The 16,954-nt window shown below is 73.1% G+C and carries 6 protein-coding genes; 1 reads left to right on the top strand and 5 read right to left on the bottom strand.

Features of this window, described 5'->3' with window-relative positions; all coding sequences use genetic code 11:
• A partial coding sequence (locus ACWCO3_RS18095; protein ID WP_450011015.1) for a type I polyketide synthase occupies window positions 1-9,497 on the bottom strand: 9,497 nt, incomplete at its 3' end.
• Between the two features lie 237 nt (window positions 9,498-9,734).
• Between ACWCO3_RS18095 and ACWCO3_RS18090 the strand changes: the two genes are divergently transcribed.
• Window positions 9,735-10,976: a cytochrome P450 gene (locus tag ACWCO3_RS18090; RefSeq protein ID WP_145783119.1), complete on the top strand. Its 1,242-nt coding sequence runs from the start codon at window positions 9,735-9,737 to the stop codon at window positions 10,974-10,976.
• Between the two features lie 57 nt (window positions 10,977-11,033).
• Here the strand turns inward: ACWCO3_RS18090 and ACWCO3_RS18085 are convergent, their stop codons facing one another.
• The 4 genes from ACWCO3_RS18085 to ACWCO3_RS18070 all read right to left on the bottom strand — a co-directional run.
• The gene (locus ACWCO3_RS18085) at window positions 11,034-12,989 is read right to left on the bottom strand and encodes a hypothetical protein (RefSeq protein ID WP_450011013.1); all 1,956 of its coding nucleotides are present in this window, start codon (window positions 12,987-12,989) and stop codon (window positions 11,034-11,036) included.
• Window positions 12,974-13,744, bottom strand: coding sequence for an ABC transporter ATP-binding protein (locus ACWCO3_RS18080; protein WP_450011011.1), 771 nt, complete (start codon window positions 13,742-13,744; stop codon window positions 12,974-12,976). The genes ACWCO3_RS18085 and ACWCO3_RS18080 overlap by 16 nt, the downstream gene beginning before the upstream one ends.
• A gap of 43 nt (window positions 13,745-13,787) precedes the next feature.
• On the bottom strand, window positions 13,788-14,537 hold the full coding sequence (locus ACWCO3_RS18075; protein ID WP_408630581.1) for a thioesterase II family protein: 750 nt from the start codon (window positions 14,535-14,537) through the stop codon (window positions 13,788-13,790).
• Window positions 14,538-14,556: 19 nt separating this feature from the next.
• Window positions 14,557-16,954: alpha/beta fold hydrolase (locus tag ACWCO3_RS18070; RefSeq protein ID WP_450011009.1), on the bottom strand; the 2,398-nt coding region annotated here is incomplete at its 5' end.

Below are 16,954 nucleotides of genomic sequence, written 5' to 3'. Positions count from 1 at the left end.
CCGGAGAGCACCACCGACCGAGGTCCGTTGATCGCAGCGACGGACACCCCGTCGGTCAGCAACGGCAACACCTCGGCCTCGGTGGCCCGCACCGCCACCATGACACCGCCGGTCGGCAACGCCTGCATCAACCGGCCCCGGGCGGTGACCAACGTCGCCGCATCAGGCAGGGACAGCACCCCCGCGACGTGCGCGGCGGCGATCTCCCCGATCGAGTGCCCGACCAGGTAATCCGGGGTGACACCGAACGACTCGACCAGGCGGAACAGGGCAACCTCGACGGCGAACAACGCCGCCTGCGTGTAGACCGTCTGATCCAGGTCGCTGCCCTCGGCGATGACGTCACGGATCGGCCGGTCCAGGTGCCGGTCCAGCTCGGCGCAGACCGCGTCGAACGCCTCCGCGTACACCGGGAATGTCGCGGAGAGGTCCACGCCCATACCGGGCCGTTGCGAACCCTGACCGGAGAACACGAAGGCGAGACCTCCGGCCCGTACCTCACCGGTGTGCACGCCTGCGTGGTCGCGGCCGGCGGCCAGATCGCGCAGCGCGCCCACCGCGTCGCTCTCGCTGGTGAGCAGCGCCGCCCGGTGCGTGAACGCGGTCCGGGCGGCGGCCAGGGTCCAGCCGGTGTCGAGCAGTGTGGGTGTGCCCGGTTCGGCCAGCCGGTCCGCGAGGCGAAGCGCCTGGGCGCGCAGCGCGTCGGTCGACTGCCCGCTGAGCACCAGCGGTACGAGGGGAGAGGACGCCTGCGGAAGGGCCGGTACGCGGCCGACCCCGGCGGGCGCCTCCAGGATCACGTGGGCGTTGGTGCCGCTGATGCCGAACGACGACACGGCGGCCCGACGCGGCACGTCCGCCGACCACGGTTGGGCCGTGTCCAGCAGCCGCAGCGGGCTGTCCGCCCAGTCGACGTGCGGGCTGGGCGTCCCGGCGTGCAGGGTGCGGGGCAGCACCTCGTGCCGCATCGCCTCGACCATCTTGATGATGCCGGCGACACCGGCGGCGGCCTGGGTGTGCCCCAGGTTCGACTTGACCGAGCCGAGCCACAACGGTCGCTGCGCCGGGCGGTCCGGCCCGTACGCCGCCTGCAACGCCTGGGCCTCGATCGGGTCGCCTAGCGGGGTGCCCGTGCCGTGCGCCTCCACCACGTCGATGTCGCCGGGCGTCAGCACCGCGTCGGCGAGCGCGGCCCGGATCACCCGTTGCTGGGCGGGGCCGTTCGGGGCGGTCAGGCCGTTCGACGCGCCGTCGGAGTTGACGGCGGTGCCACGCACCACGGCGAGGACCGGGTGACCGTGCCGCTGGGCGTCGGAGAGACGCTCTACCAGCAGCATGCCCACGCCCTCGGCGGAGCCGAAGCCGTCGGCGTCGGCGGAGAAGGGCTTGCAGCGGCCGTCCGGGGCGAGACCACGTTGGCGGCTGAACTCGACGAACATGTGCGGGGTGGACATGATGGCGACGCCACCGGCCAGCGCCAGGTCACACTCACCGGCCCGCAGCGCCCGTACGGCCAGGTGCAGCGCGACGAGCGACGACGAGCAGGCGGTGTCCACGGTGACGGCGGGGCCGTCGAGGCCGAAGGCGTACGCGATCCGGCCGGAGGCGACGCTCGCGGTGCTGCCGGTGAGCAGGTAGCCCTCCAGGTCGGCGGGCGCCTGCCGGACCCGGGACGCGTAGTCCTGGTAGGTGAGGCCGACGTAGACCCCGGCGTGCCGGCCGCGCAGCGTCGCGGGGTCGATGCCGGCCCGCTCGAACGCCTCCCACGAGGTCTCCAGCAGGAGCCGCTGCTGCGGGTCCATCGCCAGGGCTTCCCGGGGGGAGATGCCGAACGGGGCGGGGTCGAAGTCGGCGACGTCGTAGAGGAACCCGCCGTGCCGGGTGGTCGAGGTGCCCGGGTGGTCCGGGTCCGGGTCGTAGAGGGCGGCCAGGTCCCACCCACGGTCGGTGGGGAAGCCACCGATCGCGTCACCGCCGTCGTCCAGCAGTCGCCACAGGTCGCCGGGCGAGGTGACGTTCCCGGGGTAGCGGCAGGCCATCGCGACGATCGCGATCGGCTCGTCGGGTACCCGTACCGTGGCGGGGTCGTCAGCCGGTTGGGCGGGCAGCGTACCGGTGAGCTCATCGTGCAGGTGCGCCGCGAGGGCGGCCGGGGTGGGGTGGTCGAAGACCAGGGTGGTCGACAGGCGCAGGCCGGTGACCGTGCGCAGGCGGTTGCGCAGCTCGACGCCGGCGAGGGAGTCGAAGCCCAGCTCGCGGAACGGGCGGTTCGGGTCGACGGCGTCCGGGCCGGTGTGGCCGAGTACGAGCGCCGCCTGTTCGCGGACCAGGCCGACCAGTGCCCGTTCGCGGGCCGCCTCGGGCAGCGCGGCCAGTGCGGCGGCGAGGCTCTCGGCGGGGCCACCGGCCGGGCGGGACGTGACAGCGCCGGCGCCGATGGCGCGCTGCACCTCCGGCAGGTCCTCGATCAGCGGGCGGCGGCGGCCGGCGGTGAGCGCGAGGGCCAGCCGGTCCCAGTCGAGGTCGGCGACGGTGAGTGTGGTGGCGTCGTCGTCCAGGGCCTGTTGCAGGGCGGCGAGCGCGATCTGCGGGTCCATCGGGGTGATGCCGTGGCGTTGCATGAGATCGCCGACTGCGGCGTCGGCGGCCATGCCGCCGCCGGCCCACGGACCCCAGGCGATCGACGTCGCGGTCAGGCCGTCGGCGCGGCGCTGCTCGGCCAGGGCGTCGAGGTACGCGTTTCCCGGCGCGTAGTTGCCCTGCCCCGGGATGCCGATGCTCGCCGCTATCGACGAGAACAGCACGAACGCGCTGAGATCCCGGTCCCGGGTGAGGTCGTCGAGGTTACGGGCGGCGGCCACCTTCGCGGCGAGCACCCGATCGACCTGGTCGGCGGTGAGGGTGTCGACGGTGCCGTCGTCGAGCAGGCCGGCGGCGTGCACGACAGCGCTGACCGGATGCGCGGCGAGGACCGCCGCGAGGGCGTCACGGTCACCGGCGTCGCAGGCCACGACCGAGGCGCTGGCACCCAGTTCGGCCAGTTCGGCGACCAGGTCGGCGGCGCCGGGCGCGTCCGGGCCGCGCCGGCTGAGCAGGATCAGGTGCGGCGCGCCACGCTCGGCGAGCCAGCGGGCGACAGTGCCGCCGAGGGCACCCGTACCGCCGGTGACCAGCACCGGTCCGTCCAGGCGCAGGCCGCCGGCCAGTCGGGCCGGGCGGGGTGCGTGGCCGAGGCGGCGCAGGTAGCGACCGTCGACCCGGATGGCCACCTGGTCCTCGCCGTCCTCACCGGCCACCGCGGCGAGCAGCCGCTCGGCGGCCCGCTCGTCGAGGTCGGTGGGCAGGTCGACCAGGCCGCCCCACCGCTCGGCGTGTTCCAGGGCGACGATCCGGCCGAGACCCCAGATCAGGGCCTGCTCGGGGTCGTCCACCCGGTCCGCCGGCCCGGTGTCGACGCCACCGCGGGTGACCAGCCAGAGCGGGGCGTCGACGCCGGCGTCACCGAGTGCCTGGGTGAGGGTCAGAGTGCGACGCAGACCTTCGCCGAGGGGCCCCTCAGCGAAGGCGAGCAGGGAGAGGACACCGTCGGCGTCACCGGCGAGCCGCCCGGCGAGGGTGGCCCGGTCGGCGTCGTCCGCGACGACCACCACGTCGAGGGTGAGCCCGGCGTCGCCGAGGGCCTGGAGGACGGCGGTGGTGCCCGGGTCGTACGCGGCCACGGCGACGATCCAGTGCCCGTCGGCGGTGACAGTGGCGTCCGGCTGCGGCTTCCACTCGACCACATAGCGCCAACCGGCGGCCCCGGCGCGGATCCGCTGTTCACGCCGCCAGGCGGCCAGCACCGGCACGATCTCGTCCAGTGCGCCCGGGGCCAGGGCCAGGTCGGTGGCGAGCGCGGCGGCGTCGCCACGCTCCACGGCCGCCCAGAACGGGTCGTTGGCCGGGTCGTCGGCGCTGCCCGGCACGACCGGGTGATGCCAGAAGTGCTCCCGTTCAAACGGGTAGGTGGGCAGCGCCACCAGCGAGCCGTCCGGGGTCAGGTCCGTCCAGTCGACGGTGAGCCCGCGCGCGTACGCCTCGGCCAGCGCGACCCGGAACCGGTCCGGGCCGCCGTCGTGGCGTCGCAACGTCCGGAGCACGGCGGCGTCCACTCCGGCCTCGTCGGCCGAGTCCTGCACGGCGGCGACGAGCACCGGGTGTGGGCTGGCCTCGACGAACGCCCGGTACCCGTCAGACAGCAGCACGTCCACCGTCTCGGCGAAGCGGACCGGCCGGCGCAAATTGGTGTACCAGTAGTCGGCGTCCAGCTCGGTGGTGTCCAGCCGCGCGCCGGAGACGGTGGAGTAGAACGGGATGTCGGCGGCGCGCGGCTCGACCCCACTGAGCGCGTGCAGCAGCTCGTCGCGGATCGCCTCCACGTGTGCCGAGTGCGAGGCGTAGTCGACCTTGATGCGCTTCGCCTCGATGCCCACGGTGGTCAACGCCGGTTCGAGGTCGTCCAGGTCGGCGGGCTCCCCCGCGACCACCACGGCGGTCGGACCGTTGACGGCGGCCACGCTGATCCGGCCGCCCCAGCGGGCCAGGATCGGCTCCACGGCGGCGGCGGACGCCTGGACCGCGAGCATCCCGCCCTGCCCGGCCAGCGCGACGATCGCCTGGCTGCGGCGGGCCGCGATCCGGGCGGCGTCGTCGAGGGTGAGCGCGCCGGCGATGTGCGCGGCGGCGACCTCGCCCTGGCTGTGCCCGATCACCGCGGCCGGTCGGACACCGGCGGCCTGCCAGAGCCGGGCCAGGGAGACCATCACCGCCCACAGCGCGGGCTGGACCACGTCGACCCGGTCCAGCGACGGCGCGTCGTCGTCGCCGCGCAGCGCGGCGAGAAGATCCCAGCCGGTGTACGGGAGCAGCGCCGCGCCGCAGGCGGTCAGGTGGTCGCGGAACACCGGGTCGGCGTCGGCCAGCTCGACGGCCATGCCCAGCCACTGGGAGCCCTGTCCCGGAAAGACGAACGCGATCCGGCCGGGCTCGGCCGGGTGGGCGGTGATGACGTTCGCCGCCGACCGGTCGTCGGCCACGGCGGCCAGCGCGTCGCGCAGGTCGTCCGGTGTCGTGGCGAGGACGACCGCCCGGTGTTCGAACCGGGTCCGGGTGGCGTTGAGAGTGTACGCGAGGTCGGCGAGCTGGGTGTCGTCGTTACCGATGCGGTCGCGCAGACGCGCGGCCTGGCGTCGCAGGGCGTGCGGCGTACGGGCGGACACCAGCACCGGCACGGTCCGCGGCACGGTCGGGCGGTCCGGGACGTCGACGTCGGGCGCCTCTTCGAGGACCAGGTGGGCGTTCGTTCCGCTGATGCCGAAGGAGGAGACGGCGGCCCGGCGGGGGTGGTCGGTCCGCCGCCAGTCGCGGGGTTCGGTGAGCAGTTGGACGGTGCCGGCGGACCAGTCGACGTGCGGTGACGGCTCGTCGGCGTGCAGGGTGCGGGGCAGCACCTCGGCGCGCATCGCGAGGATCATCTTGATCACGCCACCGACACCGGCGGCGGCCTGGGTGTGGCCGATGTTGGACTTCAGCGAGCCCAACCACAGCGGGTCGTCCTCGGGTCGGTCGACGCCGTAGGTGGCGATCAGCGCCTGCGCCTCGATCGGGTCGCCCAGTGTGGTGCCGGTGCCGTGTGCCTCGACCACGTCGACGTCGGCCGGGGTGAGTCCGGCGTCGGCGAGGGCGGCCCGGATGACCCGCTGCTGGGCCGGGCCGCTGGGCGCGGACAGGCCGTTGGAGGCGCCGTCGGAGTTGATCGCGCTGCCCCGGATCACGGCGAGGACCTGGTGACCGTTCGCCTGCGCGTCGCGCAGCCGTTCCAGGACCAGGACTCCGACGCCCTCGCCCCACCCGGTGCCGTCGGCGCCCGCGCCGAACGCCTTGCACCGGCCGTCGCCGGCCAGGCCACGCTGGCGGCTGAACTCGACGAACATGCCGGGGCCGGCCATCACCGTGGCACCGCCGGCCAGGGCCAGTTCGCACTCCCCCCGGCGCAGCGACTGGGCGGCCAGGTGCAGCGCGACGAGCGACGACGAGCAGGCGGTGTCGACTGTCAGCGCCGGCCCTTCGAGGCCGAGCACGTACGAGATGCGGCCGGAGGCGACGCTCATCGTGCTGCCCGTCAACACGTAGCCGTCGAGGCCGTCGGCGGGTTCGGCGAGGCGTGCGCCGTACTCGTGGGAGGTGGCGCCCACGAAGACCCCGGTGCGGCTGCCGCGCAGCGCGCCCGGCACGATGCCGGCCCGTTCCACCGCCTCCCAGGAGGCCTGCAACAGCAGTCGCTGCTGCGGGTCCATGGCCAACGCCTCGCGCGGGGAGATGCCGAAGAAGCCCGGGTCGAACTCGGCGGCGTCGTGCAGGAAACCGCCGGAGCGGGTGTAGCTGGTGCCCGGGTGGCCGGGGTTCGGGTGGTAGAGGGCGGTCAGGTCCCAACCCCGGTCGGTGGGGAAGCCGGTGATGGCGTCACCGCCGCTGGACACCAGGTGCCACAGCTCGTCGGGGTCGGTGATGCCACCGGGATAGCGGCAGGCCATCGCGACGACAGCGATCGGCTCGTCGGCGTCGGGCCGCCCCGGCTGCGGGGAATCCTCCACGGTCGAGGGGTCGACGCCGCCCGAGGCGGTGTGCAGCCACCGGGCGAGCGTGACCGGGTCGGGGCTGTCGTAGAGCAGGGTGGCCGGCAACGCGAGGTCGAGGGCGGAGCTGAGGCGGTCGCGGAGTTCGACGGCGGTCAGCGAGTCGAAGCCGAGCTGCTTGAAGGAGTGGGTGGTGTCGACGGTGAACGGGTCCGGGTGGCCGAGCACCGAGGCGGCGTGCGTTCGTACCAGGTCGAGAAGGTCGTCCTCGGAGCGCGCGGCGCTGCGCGCGGCCGGCGTCGCGGGCTCGTCGGCGGTCTCGGAGACCCAGTAGGACTCCCGCTGGAACGCGTACGTGGGCAGCGGCACGCGCGTGCCGCCGGCCAGCGACGGCGTCCAGTCCACGGCGACCCCCCGGCCGTGCAGCTGGGCCAGGGCGGCGACGACCGTCTCCGCCTGCGGGCGGTCCGGGCGCTGGGCCGGGACGAACGCGCCTGTCGACACGCAGTGGGCGCCCATCGCGCAGAGCACCCCGTCCGGGCCGATCTCGACGAACGTGGTGACGCCTTCGCTCTCCAGTGTCGCGATCCCGTCGGCGAACCGGACCGCTTCCCGCACGTGCCGCACCCAGTAGGCGGCGTCCTGGGTCTCGGCGATCCGCCCCGTCACGTTGGAGACGATCGGGATGGTCGGCGGCGCGTACGTCAGCGTCTCGGCGACCTCGGCGAAGGCCACGAGCATCGGTTCCATCAGCGCCGAGTGGAAGGCGTGGCTGACCCGGAGCTGCCGGGTCTTCTCGAACCTCGCCGCGACCCCGGCCACCGCGTCGGCGGTGCCGGACAGCACCACCGAGCGGGGGCCGTTGACCGCCGCGATGTCCACGCCGTCGGTGAGGTGCGGTGTCACGTCGGCCTCGGACGCCTGCACCGCGGTCATCACGCCGCCGGTCGGCAGGTCCTGCATCAGTCGGCCCCGGGCCGTGACCAGCGTCGCCGCGTCGGCCAGGGACAGCACCCCGGCGACGTGGGCTGCGGCGATCTCGCCGATGGAGTGCCCGACCAGGTAGTCCGCTGTGACGCCGAACGACTCGACGAGCCGGAACAACGCCACCTCGAAGGCGAACAGCGCGGCCTGCGTGTAGACGGTCCGGTCCAGCTCCGACCCGTCCGCGACGACCTCGCGCAGCGGACGGTCCAGGTGCGCGTCGAGGTCGGCGCAGGCGGCGTCGAAGGCTGCCGCGAACACCGGGTAGGTGTCCGCGAGTTCGAGGCCCATCCCGACCCGCTGCGACCCCTGGCCGGCGAAGAGGAACGCGAGCCGGCCATCGCCGACCCGCTGCACCGGCGAGTCGTCGGCGGCGAGGGCGGCCAGGCGCTCGGTCAGGGTGATCAGGTCCGCTCCGACGACCGCCGCCCGGTGGTCGAAGTCGCTGCGGTGCCGGGCGAGGGAGTACGCCACGTCCACCGGCCGCGCGTCCTCGGCGACCGCGTCCCGCAACTGTCCGGCCTGCGCGCGCACGGCGGCCGGGGTACGCCCGGACAGCAGCCACGCCACGGGTTCGTTTGTCGCCGGCTCGTCGGTCACGGGCGGCCGGGTCGGCGCCGACGACAGCACGACGTGGCAGTTCGTTCCGCCCATGCCGAACGAGCTGACCCCGGCGACCAGCTGCCGCTCCGACTCCGGCCACGCCCCGTGCTCCGTACGCACCCGCAGCCGCAGCTCGTCGAACGGGATGCGTGGGTTCGGCGTGGCGAAGTTCAGGCTCGGTGGCAGTTCCCTGTGATGCAGGGCCAGCACGGTCTTGAGGAGCCCGACCACGCCCGCCGCGCCCTCCAGGTGCCCGACGTTCGTCTTCGCCGACCCGACCAGCAGCGGATGACGCCGGCCGGACGCCACCCCGAGGACCGCGCCGAGCGCGTCGGCCTCCACCGGGTCGCCGACCCGGGTGCCGGTGCCGTGCAGCTCCACGTACTGGACCGCCGCCGGGTCCACACCGGCCTGCCGGTACGCCTCGCGCAGCACGTCCCGCTGGCCGTCGCTGGTGGGTGTGGTGAGGCTGTCGCCACCGCCGTCGTTGTTGACCGCGCTGCCCCGGACCACGCCGTAGATCTGGTCGCCGTCGGCGAGTGCGTCGGTGAGCAGTTTGAGGGTGAGGACGACGCCGCCCTCGCCGCGCGCGTAGCCGTTGGCCCGGGCGTCGAACGTGTAGCAGCGGCCGTCCGGCGACAGGCCACCGAACGCGGCGGCGGTGAGGGTGCTCTCCGGGACCAGGTTGAGGCTGACCCCACCGGCCAGGGCGACCTGGCAGCGGCGCTCGCGCAGGCTCTCCGCAGCCAGGTGGACGGCGACCAGCGAGGATGCCTGTGCCGCGTCGACGGTGAGGCTGGGACCGCGCAGCCCGAGCACGTACGACAGCCGGTTGGCGATGATGCCCCGGTTGGTGCCGGTGAGTGTCCACCGGGTGATGCCGTCGACTCCAAGCCGGCGAATCACTGTGGCGTAGTCGTCGCCGATCGCGCCGACGAAGACACCTGCTCGTGTGCCGGCGAGAGCGTCCGGGACGATGCCGGCGTCCTCCAGGGACTCCCAGCCGAGCTCCAGCATGAGCCGTTGCTGGGGGTCCATGGCGGCCGCCTCGCGCGGGGCGATGCCGAAGAAGCCGGGGTCGAAGCCGTCGACCCGGTCCAGGAAGCCCCCGTGTGGACGGTCCTCGGCGCTCCCCCAGCGCCCGGCCGGTGCCTCGGTGATGGCGTCGCGGCCGTCCGCCAACAGGCGCCAGAACGCGGCGGGATCGTTGGCGCCAGGAAGTCGGCACGCGACACCGACAATGGCGACACCGTCAGATTCCGCATTTCCATCGGTGAATGCTGATTCGCTCTTCATGACGATCCGCGGCCCCCACTCGTCCACACGGCCCGATGGCGCGTTCGATTCGGACGGTAATGAGCGCCAGCAGCGGCCGGACACCCCTACGGGATCGAGCGCACCCCGGGCCGGGGCCGACATGGAGGGCGGCCCCTATCCCCCTGGATCGACCCCCGATCCGGGTCGTGGCGCATTTCCCGAAGACCCGTTCTTCCTATCGTGGAGACAATGTCCATGCGGAAATGAGTGGTGACGATGACCAGTGCGACGCAACATCCCGCCCCGGCCGGATCGGGCACCGGGGAGCCGGCTCCGCTGCCCCGGCAGCGCGGCAAGTGTCCGTTCTCTCCACCCGACGAACTCCTCCAGCGCGCCGAGGAGCACCCGGTCAGTCCGCTGATCATGGCGGACGGGTCGGTCGGCTGGCTGGTGACGCGGGCCGAGGACGTCCGGGCGGTGCTCGCCGACACCCGGTTCAGCGCGGACATCCTCAAGGCGTCGAACCCGATCCAGGTGATCCCCGAGGAGGCCAAGCAACTCCCGCCCGATCCGGCGTTCTTCATCCACGTCGACCCGCCGCACCACACCCGCTACCGCAAGATGTTGATGGGTCAGTTCACCATGCGCCGGGTCCGTGCCCTGGAGCCGCGGATCAGCGAGATCGTCACCGATCGCCTCGACGCGATCGAGGCCGCCGGCCCGCCGTCCGACCTGGTCCGGGACTTCGCCCTGCCCATCCCCTCACTGGTCATCTGCGAGCTGCTCGGCGTGCCGTACGCCGAACGTGAGCAGTTCCAGACGCTGACCGCTGCGATGCTGCGCACCGACGCCACCCCGATGGAGGTCGGGATGTCGGCCTGGAACCTGCGGCAGTACCTGGCGGCTCTGGTGGCGACCAAACACGAGGAGCCGGACGGCGCCCTGATCTCCGGCCTGATCCACGACTCGGACGACGACCCGCTCACCGACGAGGAACTGACCAGCATCGCCATGCTGCTGCTCGTCGGCGGCCACGAAACCACCGCCAACCAGCTCAGCCTCGGCGTGTTCGCGCTGCTCACCAATCCCGAGCAGCTGGCCGTCCTACGCGCCGACCTGGACCGGGTTCCGGACGCCGTCGAGGAGTTGCTCCGCTACCTGCCGACGTTCCAGTTCGGCGTGACGCGCCTCGCGACCGAGGACGTGCCGGTGGGCGGTCAGCTCATCCGCGCCGGTGAGAGCGTCAGCCTCTCGCTGTCCGCCGCCAACCGCGACCCGTCCCGCTTCGCCGACCCGGGGGTCTTCGACGTGACCCGGACCGGCAACCAGCACCTCGCCTTCGGTCACGGCGTACACCTGTGCATCGGCCAGCAACTCGCCCGCGCGGAGCTCCGGATCGCCCTGCGGGCCCTGCTCACCCGCTTCCCCGGGCTGCGCCTGCACGGGGCGGCGGACGACGTCCCGCTCCGCTCCGAGTCGCTGATCTACGGCGTCCGCGAGCTGCCCGTCTCCTGGTGACGTCCAGGCACACACGAGGGCTCGGCCACCGCGGTGGCCGAGCCCTCGTCGTCGTGCTCAATGGTTCAGTTCGTCGACCTTCTCGGGGTGCCGGGTCACCACCGGGGCGGCGGCGAGGCCGGCGCGGTCCACGGTTGCCTGCCGGCTCTCCCTGCGGGCCAACCGGAGCTGGTGGAAGCCCGCGGCGATGAGGCCCAGGCCGAGCAGGACCATGACGCCCACGACCGGCCAGTGCAGCGCCTCGGGGACGAGGCGAGCCACGAACCAGGAGTCCCGGTCGGGGTCGGTGTACTTCAGGAAGGCCGGGACCACACCCTGCGCGATCAGTGGGACCCAGCAGACGATGAAGCACACGTAGACGGCGGCGCGGCGGGCCGGCGACGCCTTCTCGATGCCGAGGCGGCTCTCGCCGAGATCCACCCCGCCGAGGGACGCCGTGATCTGGTCCCAGTCGACGTCGCCGGTGAGGTTGCTCTTGCGGGAGGTGGAGGCCCGCATGGTGGCCAGCAGATCAGGGCCGGTGGCTTCCAGGTGCTTGGCGGCGAGGTCGCCGAGCAGCCAGGCCAGCAGGATGCCGGTGACCAGGCCGACGCCGGCGCCCGCCCAGCCGGGGCCGTAGCGGACGGTGAGGTAGGCAGGGGCCGCGGTGGCCGCGACCAGCACCAGCATGAGCAGCACCTGGGTGAAGTCGGTGCCGTTCTCCAACAGGTTGCCGCTGCGCTTGTGCGGATCGGTCATCGGCACCGGGCGCAGCACCGAGATCAGCACGATGACGCCGGCGCCACCCCCGACCAGGGCCGGCACCAGGGCGGCCAGCCACGGCCAGGCCCACGTCTGCCCACTGAGCAGCGTGGGCACGACACTGAGGACCACGACCACCGGGGCGGTCAGCAGCAGCCAGGCGAGCTGGCGGCCACGGACGTCCCGGCGGGCGGCCCCGGGGGTGAGCACGGTCTGCCAGATCACCGTGCCGTCCTCGCCGTACAGGTTGGCGGAGATGGCGGCGGCCCAGATGCCGAACGCGACACCGATGAACGGCACGAAGATCGGCAGGTCGACCAGGAGCGGCAGCAGACAGAACGCGAGGGCGTAGACGAGCGAGAAGACCAGGTAGTGGAAGCGCATCAGGTCGCGGGACGCGGTGCGGAGCTCCCGACCGACGACGGCTCGTACGCCGCCACCCCGAATCTTCTGGGCTGCGGTGCGACCGCGCGCCGGGCGACCGCTGGCGCTGCGGTGGCTGAGCCGGCGGACCAGCAGCGCGGACCAACCGAGCATGGCCAGCACGCTGAGCACGGCGAACCCGGCCGGCACGGCGGCGGCCAGCAGCCAGTCACCACGGCCGGCGGCCTCCACAGCGACGATGCCCCAGCCGGACGGCAACCGGCGCACCCAGGCCGCCAGGTTGTCCGGGAAGCCTGCGGTGAGGGCGTACTGGATGGTGGGTTTGAGCACCCAGCCGGTGTGCGTGAGCGCCAGGATGCCGCCGCTGATGACGGCGGCCAGCACCGCACCGATCTTGGCGCGCATCAGCGTGCTGAGCGCTGCGGTGACGAACCGGGAGGCGAGCACCACGAACAGCAGTTGGAGGAACACCACCGGCACCGCGATCAGGGCGGCGGCGCCGCCGACCGGGAGGGCGACGACGATCAGCGCGGTGAAGGCCACCAGACTGACCACCGGGGCGACGCCGACGAACGCGACGGCGAGCAGGCCGAACGCGAGCCGGCGCGGTGGGATCGGCAGCAGCGCCAGGTGCTCCGGGCGCAGCGTCTCGTCGCCGCCACCGAACAGCACCGGGCCGAACAGCCAGCCGATCGTCCAGATCGCGAACGCCGCGCCGACCAGGTCGAGGGGTAGCCCGTCGACCGGCCAGTCGTGCACGGCGAGCCAGATCGTGCCTCCGGCGAGGACCAGGCCCAGCACGCCGCCACCGATCATGTCGGCGGCGCGCTGCCCGGTCATCGAGTGCCGCAGGACGGCCAGCTTCATCCGGATCAGGATGCCAACCATGACAGCTCCCCCGCGCTCACCGGCTGGCCGCCGACCAGGTCGACGAACCGGTTCTCCAGGGAGCTGCCGCCACGAACCTCGTCGAGCGGCCCGGAGGCGACCACCCGGCCGCCGGTGACGACCGCGACGTGGTCGCAGAGCTGCTCGACGACCGGCATGACGTGACTGGAGAAGACCACCGAGCCGCCGGCGGCGACGAACCGCTGGAGGATCACCTTGATCGTCGCCGCCGAGACGGGGTCGACAGCCTCCAGGGGCTCGTCGAGGACCAGCAGCTTTGGTGCGTGCAGCAGGGCCGTGGCCAGGCCGATCTTCTTCCGCATGCCGGTCGAGTATTCGAGGACCAGGGTGCTGTCGGCCCGGTCGAGTTCGAGGACCTCCAGCAGCTCCTGGCTGCGCTTGGCGACCGCCTCGGGTTCCATCCCCCGCAGCAGACCCAGGTAGGTGAGCACCTCCCGGCCGGTGAGCCGTTCCGGCATGCCGAGGCTGTCGGGCAGGACGCCGATCAGCTCCTTGGCGCGGACCGGGTCGGCCCAGACGTCGACACCGAAGATCTCGGCGCGACCGCTGTCCGGGCGTAGCAGCCCGACGGCCATGGACAGCGATGTGGTCTTGCCGGCCCCGTTGGGACCGACCAGCCCGAAGAACGAGCCGCCCGGAACCTCCAAGTCGACGTGATCGACGGCGCGCTTGTCACCGAATGCCTTGGACAGCCCGATGAGCCGCAGAGCCGGCGTGGGTGTCGGGGTTGTCACTGGTACCTCCGGAAGTCTCGGACTGCTCAAGCCGGCGTCGCCGTCAGCCTGACGTCAGGCGATCCACAATGGTCTCCAGTATGTCCGTCTGGTGGTTGTTCAGGTAGAAGTGACCACCCCTATAAACTTTCATGGCGTAGGGGCCGGTCGTGTGCGTCCGCCAGGAGTCGGCCTCGTCCACTGTCACCTTCGGGTCGGAATCGCCGGTCAGGACCGTGATCGGGCAGGACAGCGGCGGACCGGGCCGGTACACATAGGTCTCCGCGGCCTTGTAGTCGTTGCGGATCGCCCCGATGATCATCCGGATCAGCTCGTCGTCGTCGAGCAGTTTGCCCTCGGTGCCGTTGAGCCGGCGCATCTCCGCGATCAGACCGTTGTCACCCAACTGGTGGATGTGCTCGTCGCGGTGACGCGACGGCGCGCGCCGCCCGGAGGCGAACAGGTGCTTCAGGACGATGCCGTCCTCCTCCAGGAGCCGGGCCACCTCGAAGGCGACCGAGGCTCCCATGCTGTGACCGAACAGGGCGATCGGGCGGTCGGCGAGGGTGGCGACCTGCTCCGCGACCCGGGTGGCCAGGCCGTGAACGGTGTCGATGCACGGCTCGGCGCGACGGTCCTGCCGGCCGGGATACTGCACCGCGAGCACCTCGACGCCGGTCAGGGCGCGCGAGACCGGGTGATAGTAACTGGCCGAACCGCCGGCGTGCGGCAGGCAGACCAGACGCACCGGCGCGTCCGGCTTCGGGTGGAACCGGCGCAGCCACAGGCTGGTGTCGACAGTGGCAGTGGTGATTGTCATCGAAGTCTCCGTCTCACAGGGTCGTGGTCAACCAGTCGTGCACCGCCTGGGCGGTGCGACCGACCTGGTCGCCGAGCATCGTGAAGTGGTTCCCGGTGGCGTCCGCCACCGTGTGCGGGTGCTGCCAGGACGGCCGCCAGTCGCGGTCCTCCGGCACCACGCCGAGGGGCTCCCCGGCGCGGACCAGCAGGGTCGGTGCGGTGCTGGGCAACGGCTCGAACTCGCCGTAGTGGCGGATGTACGACGCCCAGGCGAGGTACCGCTCGTCGGGCACTCCGGCGTCGTCCATCTCCAGCCCGTTGAGCAGTTCGGGGATCCACTGGCCGAGAACCGCGTCGGCCGGCGGGTAGGAGTCGAGCAGCACCACGGCGGCCGGCGTGACGCCAACGGCCTCCAGCTCGGCGGTGAGGGCGTTGGCGACCAGACCGCCGGCCGAGTGTCCCAGCAGGACGAACGGCTCGGTGCCGGCGTCCTCGCGGATCGCCCGGGCCTGTAGGCGCAGCGCGGCGGCCAGGTCGGCCGGGGCCGGCTCGTCGGCCTGGTAACCGGGATTGACCAGGGCGGAGATCCGGTACCGGCCGCGCAGGGCGCCGGCCAGTCGGGCGTACTCCTGCGGACCGGCCATCAGCGAGGTCGTGCAACACGCGATGATCCGCGGGCCGTCGCCCTCCTCGGCCAGGCGTGCCAGTGCGGGTACGGCCACCCGCCCGGCGTCCACGTCGTCGGCGGTGAAGGTCGGCCGGTACTCGGCCAGCCGCATCAGTAGCGTCGTGTACTCGTGCAGGTCGTCGTTCTGCCGTGCCTGCCGGAACAGCGCGTCCAGGGTGGGGGCCGGCGCGGTTGGCGTCGTCCCTGCCATCTCCGCCATCAGGTGCCGGGCCAGCCGGTCCGGGTCCTGGTAGGTGAAGAGCAGGCCGGGAGGCAGGTTCAGGCCGGCGGCGGTGTTGAGCCGCAGGCGGATCTCCTGCCCGATCACCGAGTCGACGCCGAGTTCGAGGAAGTCCCGGCCGGGCCGGATGGACTCGATGCCGGGGTAGCCGAGGACCTCAGCGGTCTCCAGCCGGATGAGGTCGCGGACCTCCTCGAACGTGGAGTCCCGGGACAGGACCGGCGCTGCCGACGCGGCCGACGGCTGCTCGGCGGGGGCGGCTGCGGTCGGCATGGTGACCGGTTCCAGCGCCGGCCAGTAGTGCTGCCGCTGGTACGGATAGGTGGGCAGGTCGACCCGCGCGGCTCCGGGCAGCAGTGCCGCCCAGTCCGGTCGTACGCCCCGGCAGTGCAGTCGGGCGAGCGCGGTGACCAGGGCTTCGACGTCGTCCCCGGCGCGGCGCTGTGCGGCGACGAACAGCGGGGCGCTGTCCCGGTCGGCGCCGTCGACGCAGTCGGCGCCCAGCGGGGTGAGCACCGCGTCCGGACCGATCTCCAGGTAGGCGGTGACGCCCCGCTCGTGCAGGGTCCGGACGCCGTCCGCGAAGCGGACGGTGGCGCGGACCTGGTCGACCCAGTAGTCGGTGTCGAACTCCGCGACGCCGCCGGTCACCGTGGAGACGACCGGAATGCGGGCGGGGGCATGGGTCAGCCCTCGGATGGCCCGGGCGAAGTCAGCGGTCATCGGCGCCATCAGCGGTGAGTGCAGAGCGTGCTCCACGTCCAGCTTCCGGGTCTTGCCGAACCGCGCGACCACCTGCTCGACCGCCTCCGCCGCGCCAGACACCACCACCGACTTCGGGCCGTTGACGGCGGCGACGGACGCCACCGCCTCGAATCCGGCGAGCGCCTCCCGGACCTCCGCCTCGGTGGCCCGGACGGCGACCATCACGCCGCCGGCCGGGAGTGCCTGGATGAGCCGTCCTCGTGCCGCGACGAGCGCCGCCGCGTCGGGCAGCGACAGCACTCCGGCCGCGTGTGCCGCCGCGACCTCGCCGCTGGAGTGGCCGATGAGCTGGTCCGGGACCACTCCGAACGAGGTGACCAGGCGGTACAGCGCGACCTCGACGGCGAACAGCGCCGCCTGGGCGTACCCGGTGCGGCCCAGGGCGGCCTCGTCGTCGAGGACGACCTCCCGGATCGACCGGTCCAGGTGCACGTCGAGTTCGGCGCAGGCCGCGTCGAACGCCTCGGCGAACACCGGGAAGGTGGCGTACAGGTCCCGGCCCATGCCGACCCGCTGCGCGCCCGGACCGGAGAAGACGAAGGCCACCTGCGGTCGGGCCGCCGCGAGATCGCCGGGATCGGTCCCGTCGGCGATCCGGGTCAGCGCCGCGGTCACCGTGTCCATCTCGGTGCCGACCGCCACCGCCCGGTACTCGAAGTGCGAGCGGGTGACCGCGAGCGACCCCGCCACGTCGGCCGGATCCAGACCGGGGTGCGCCCGCAGGTACGCCAGCAGCTGCGCCGCCTGGGCGCGGAGC

The sequence above is a fragment of the Micromonospora sp. NPDC002411 genome, from assembly GCF_053592955.1.
Note: the sequence above shows the minus strand (reverse complement) of the source record. Positions and strands in the feature narration are given on the sequence as shown.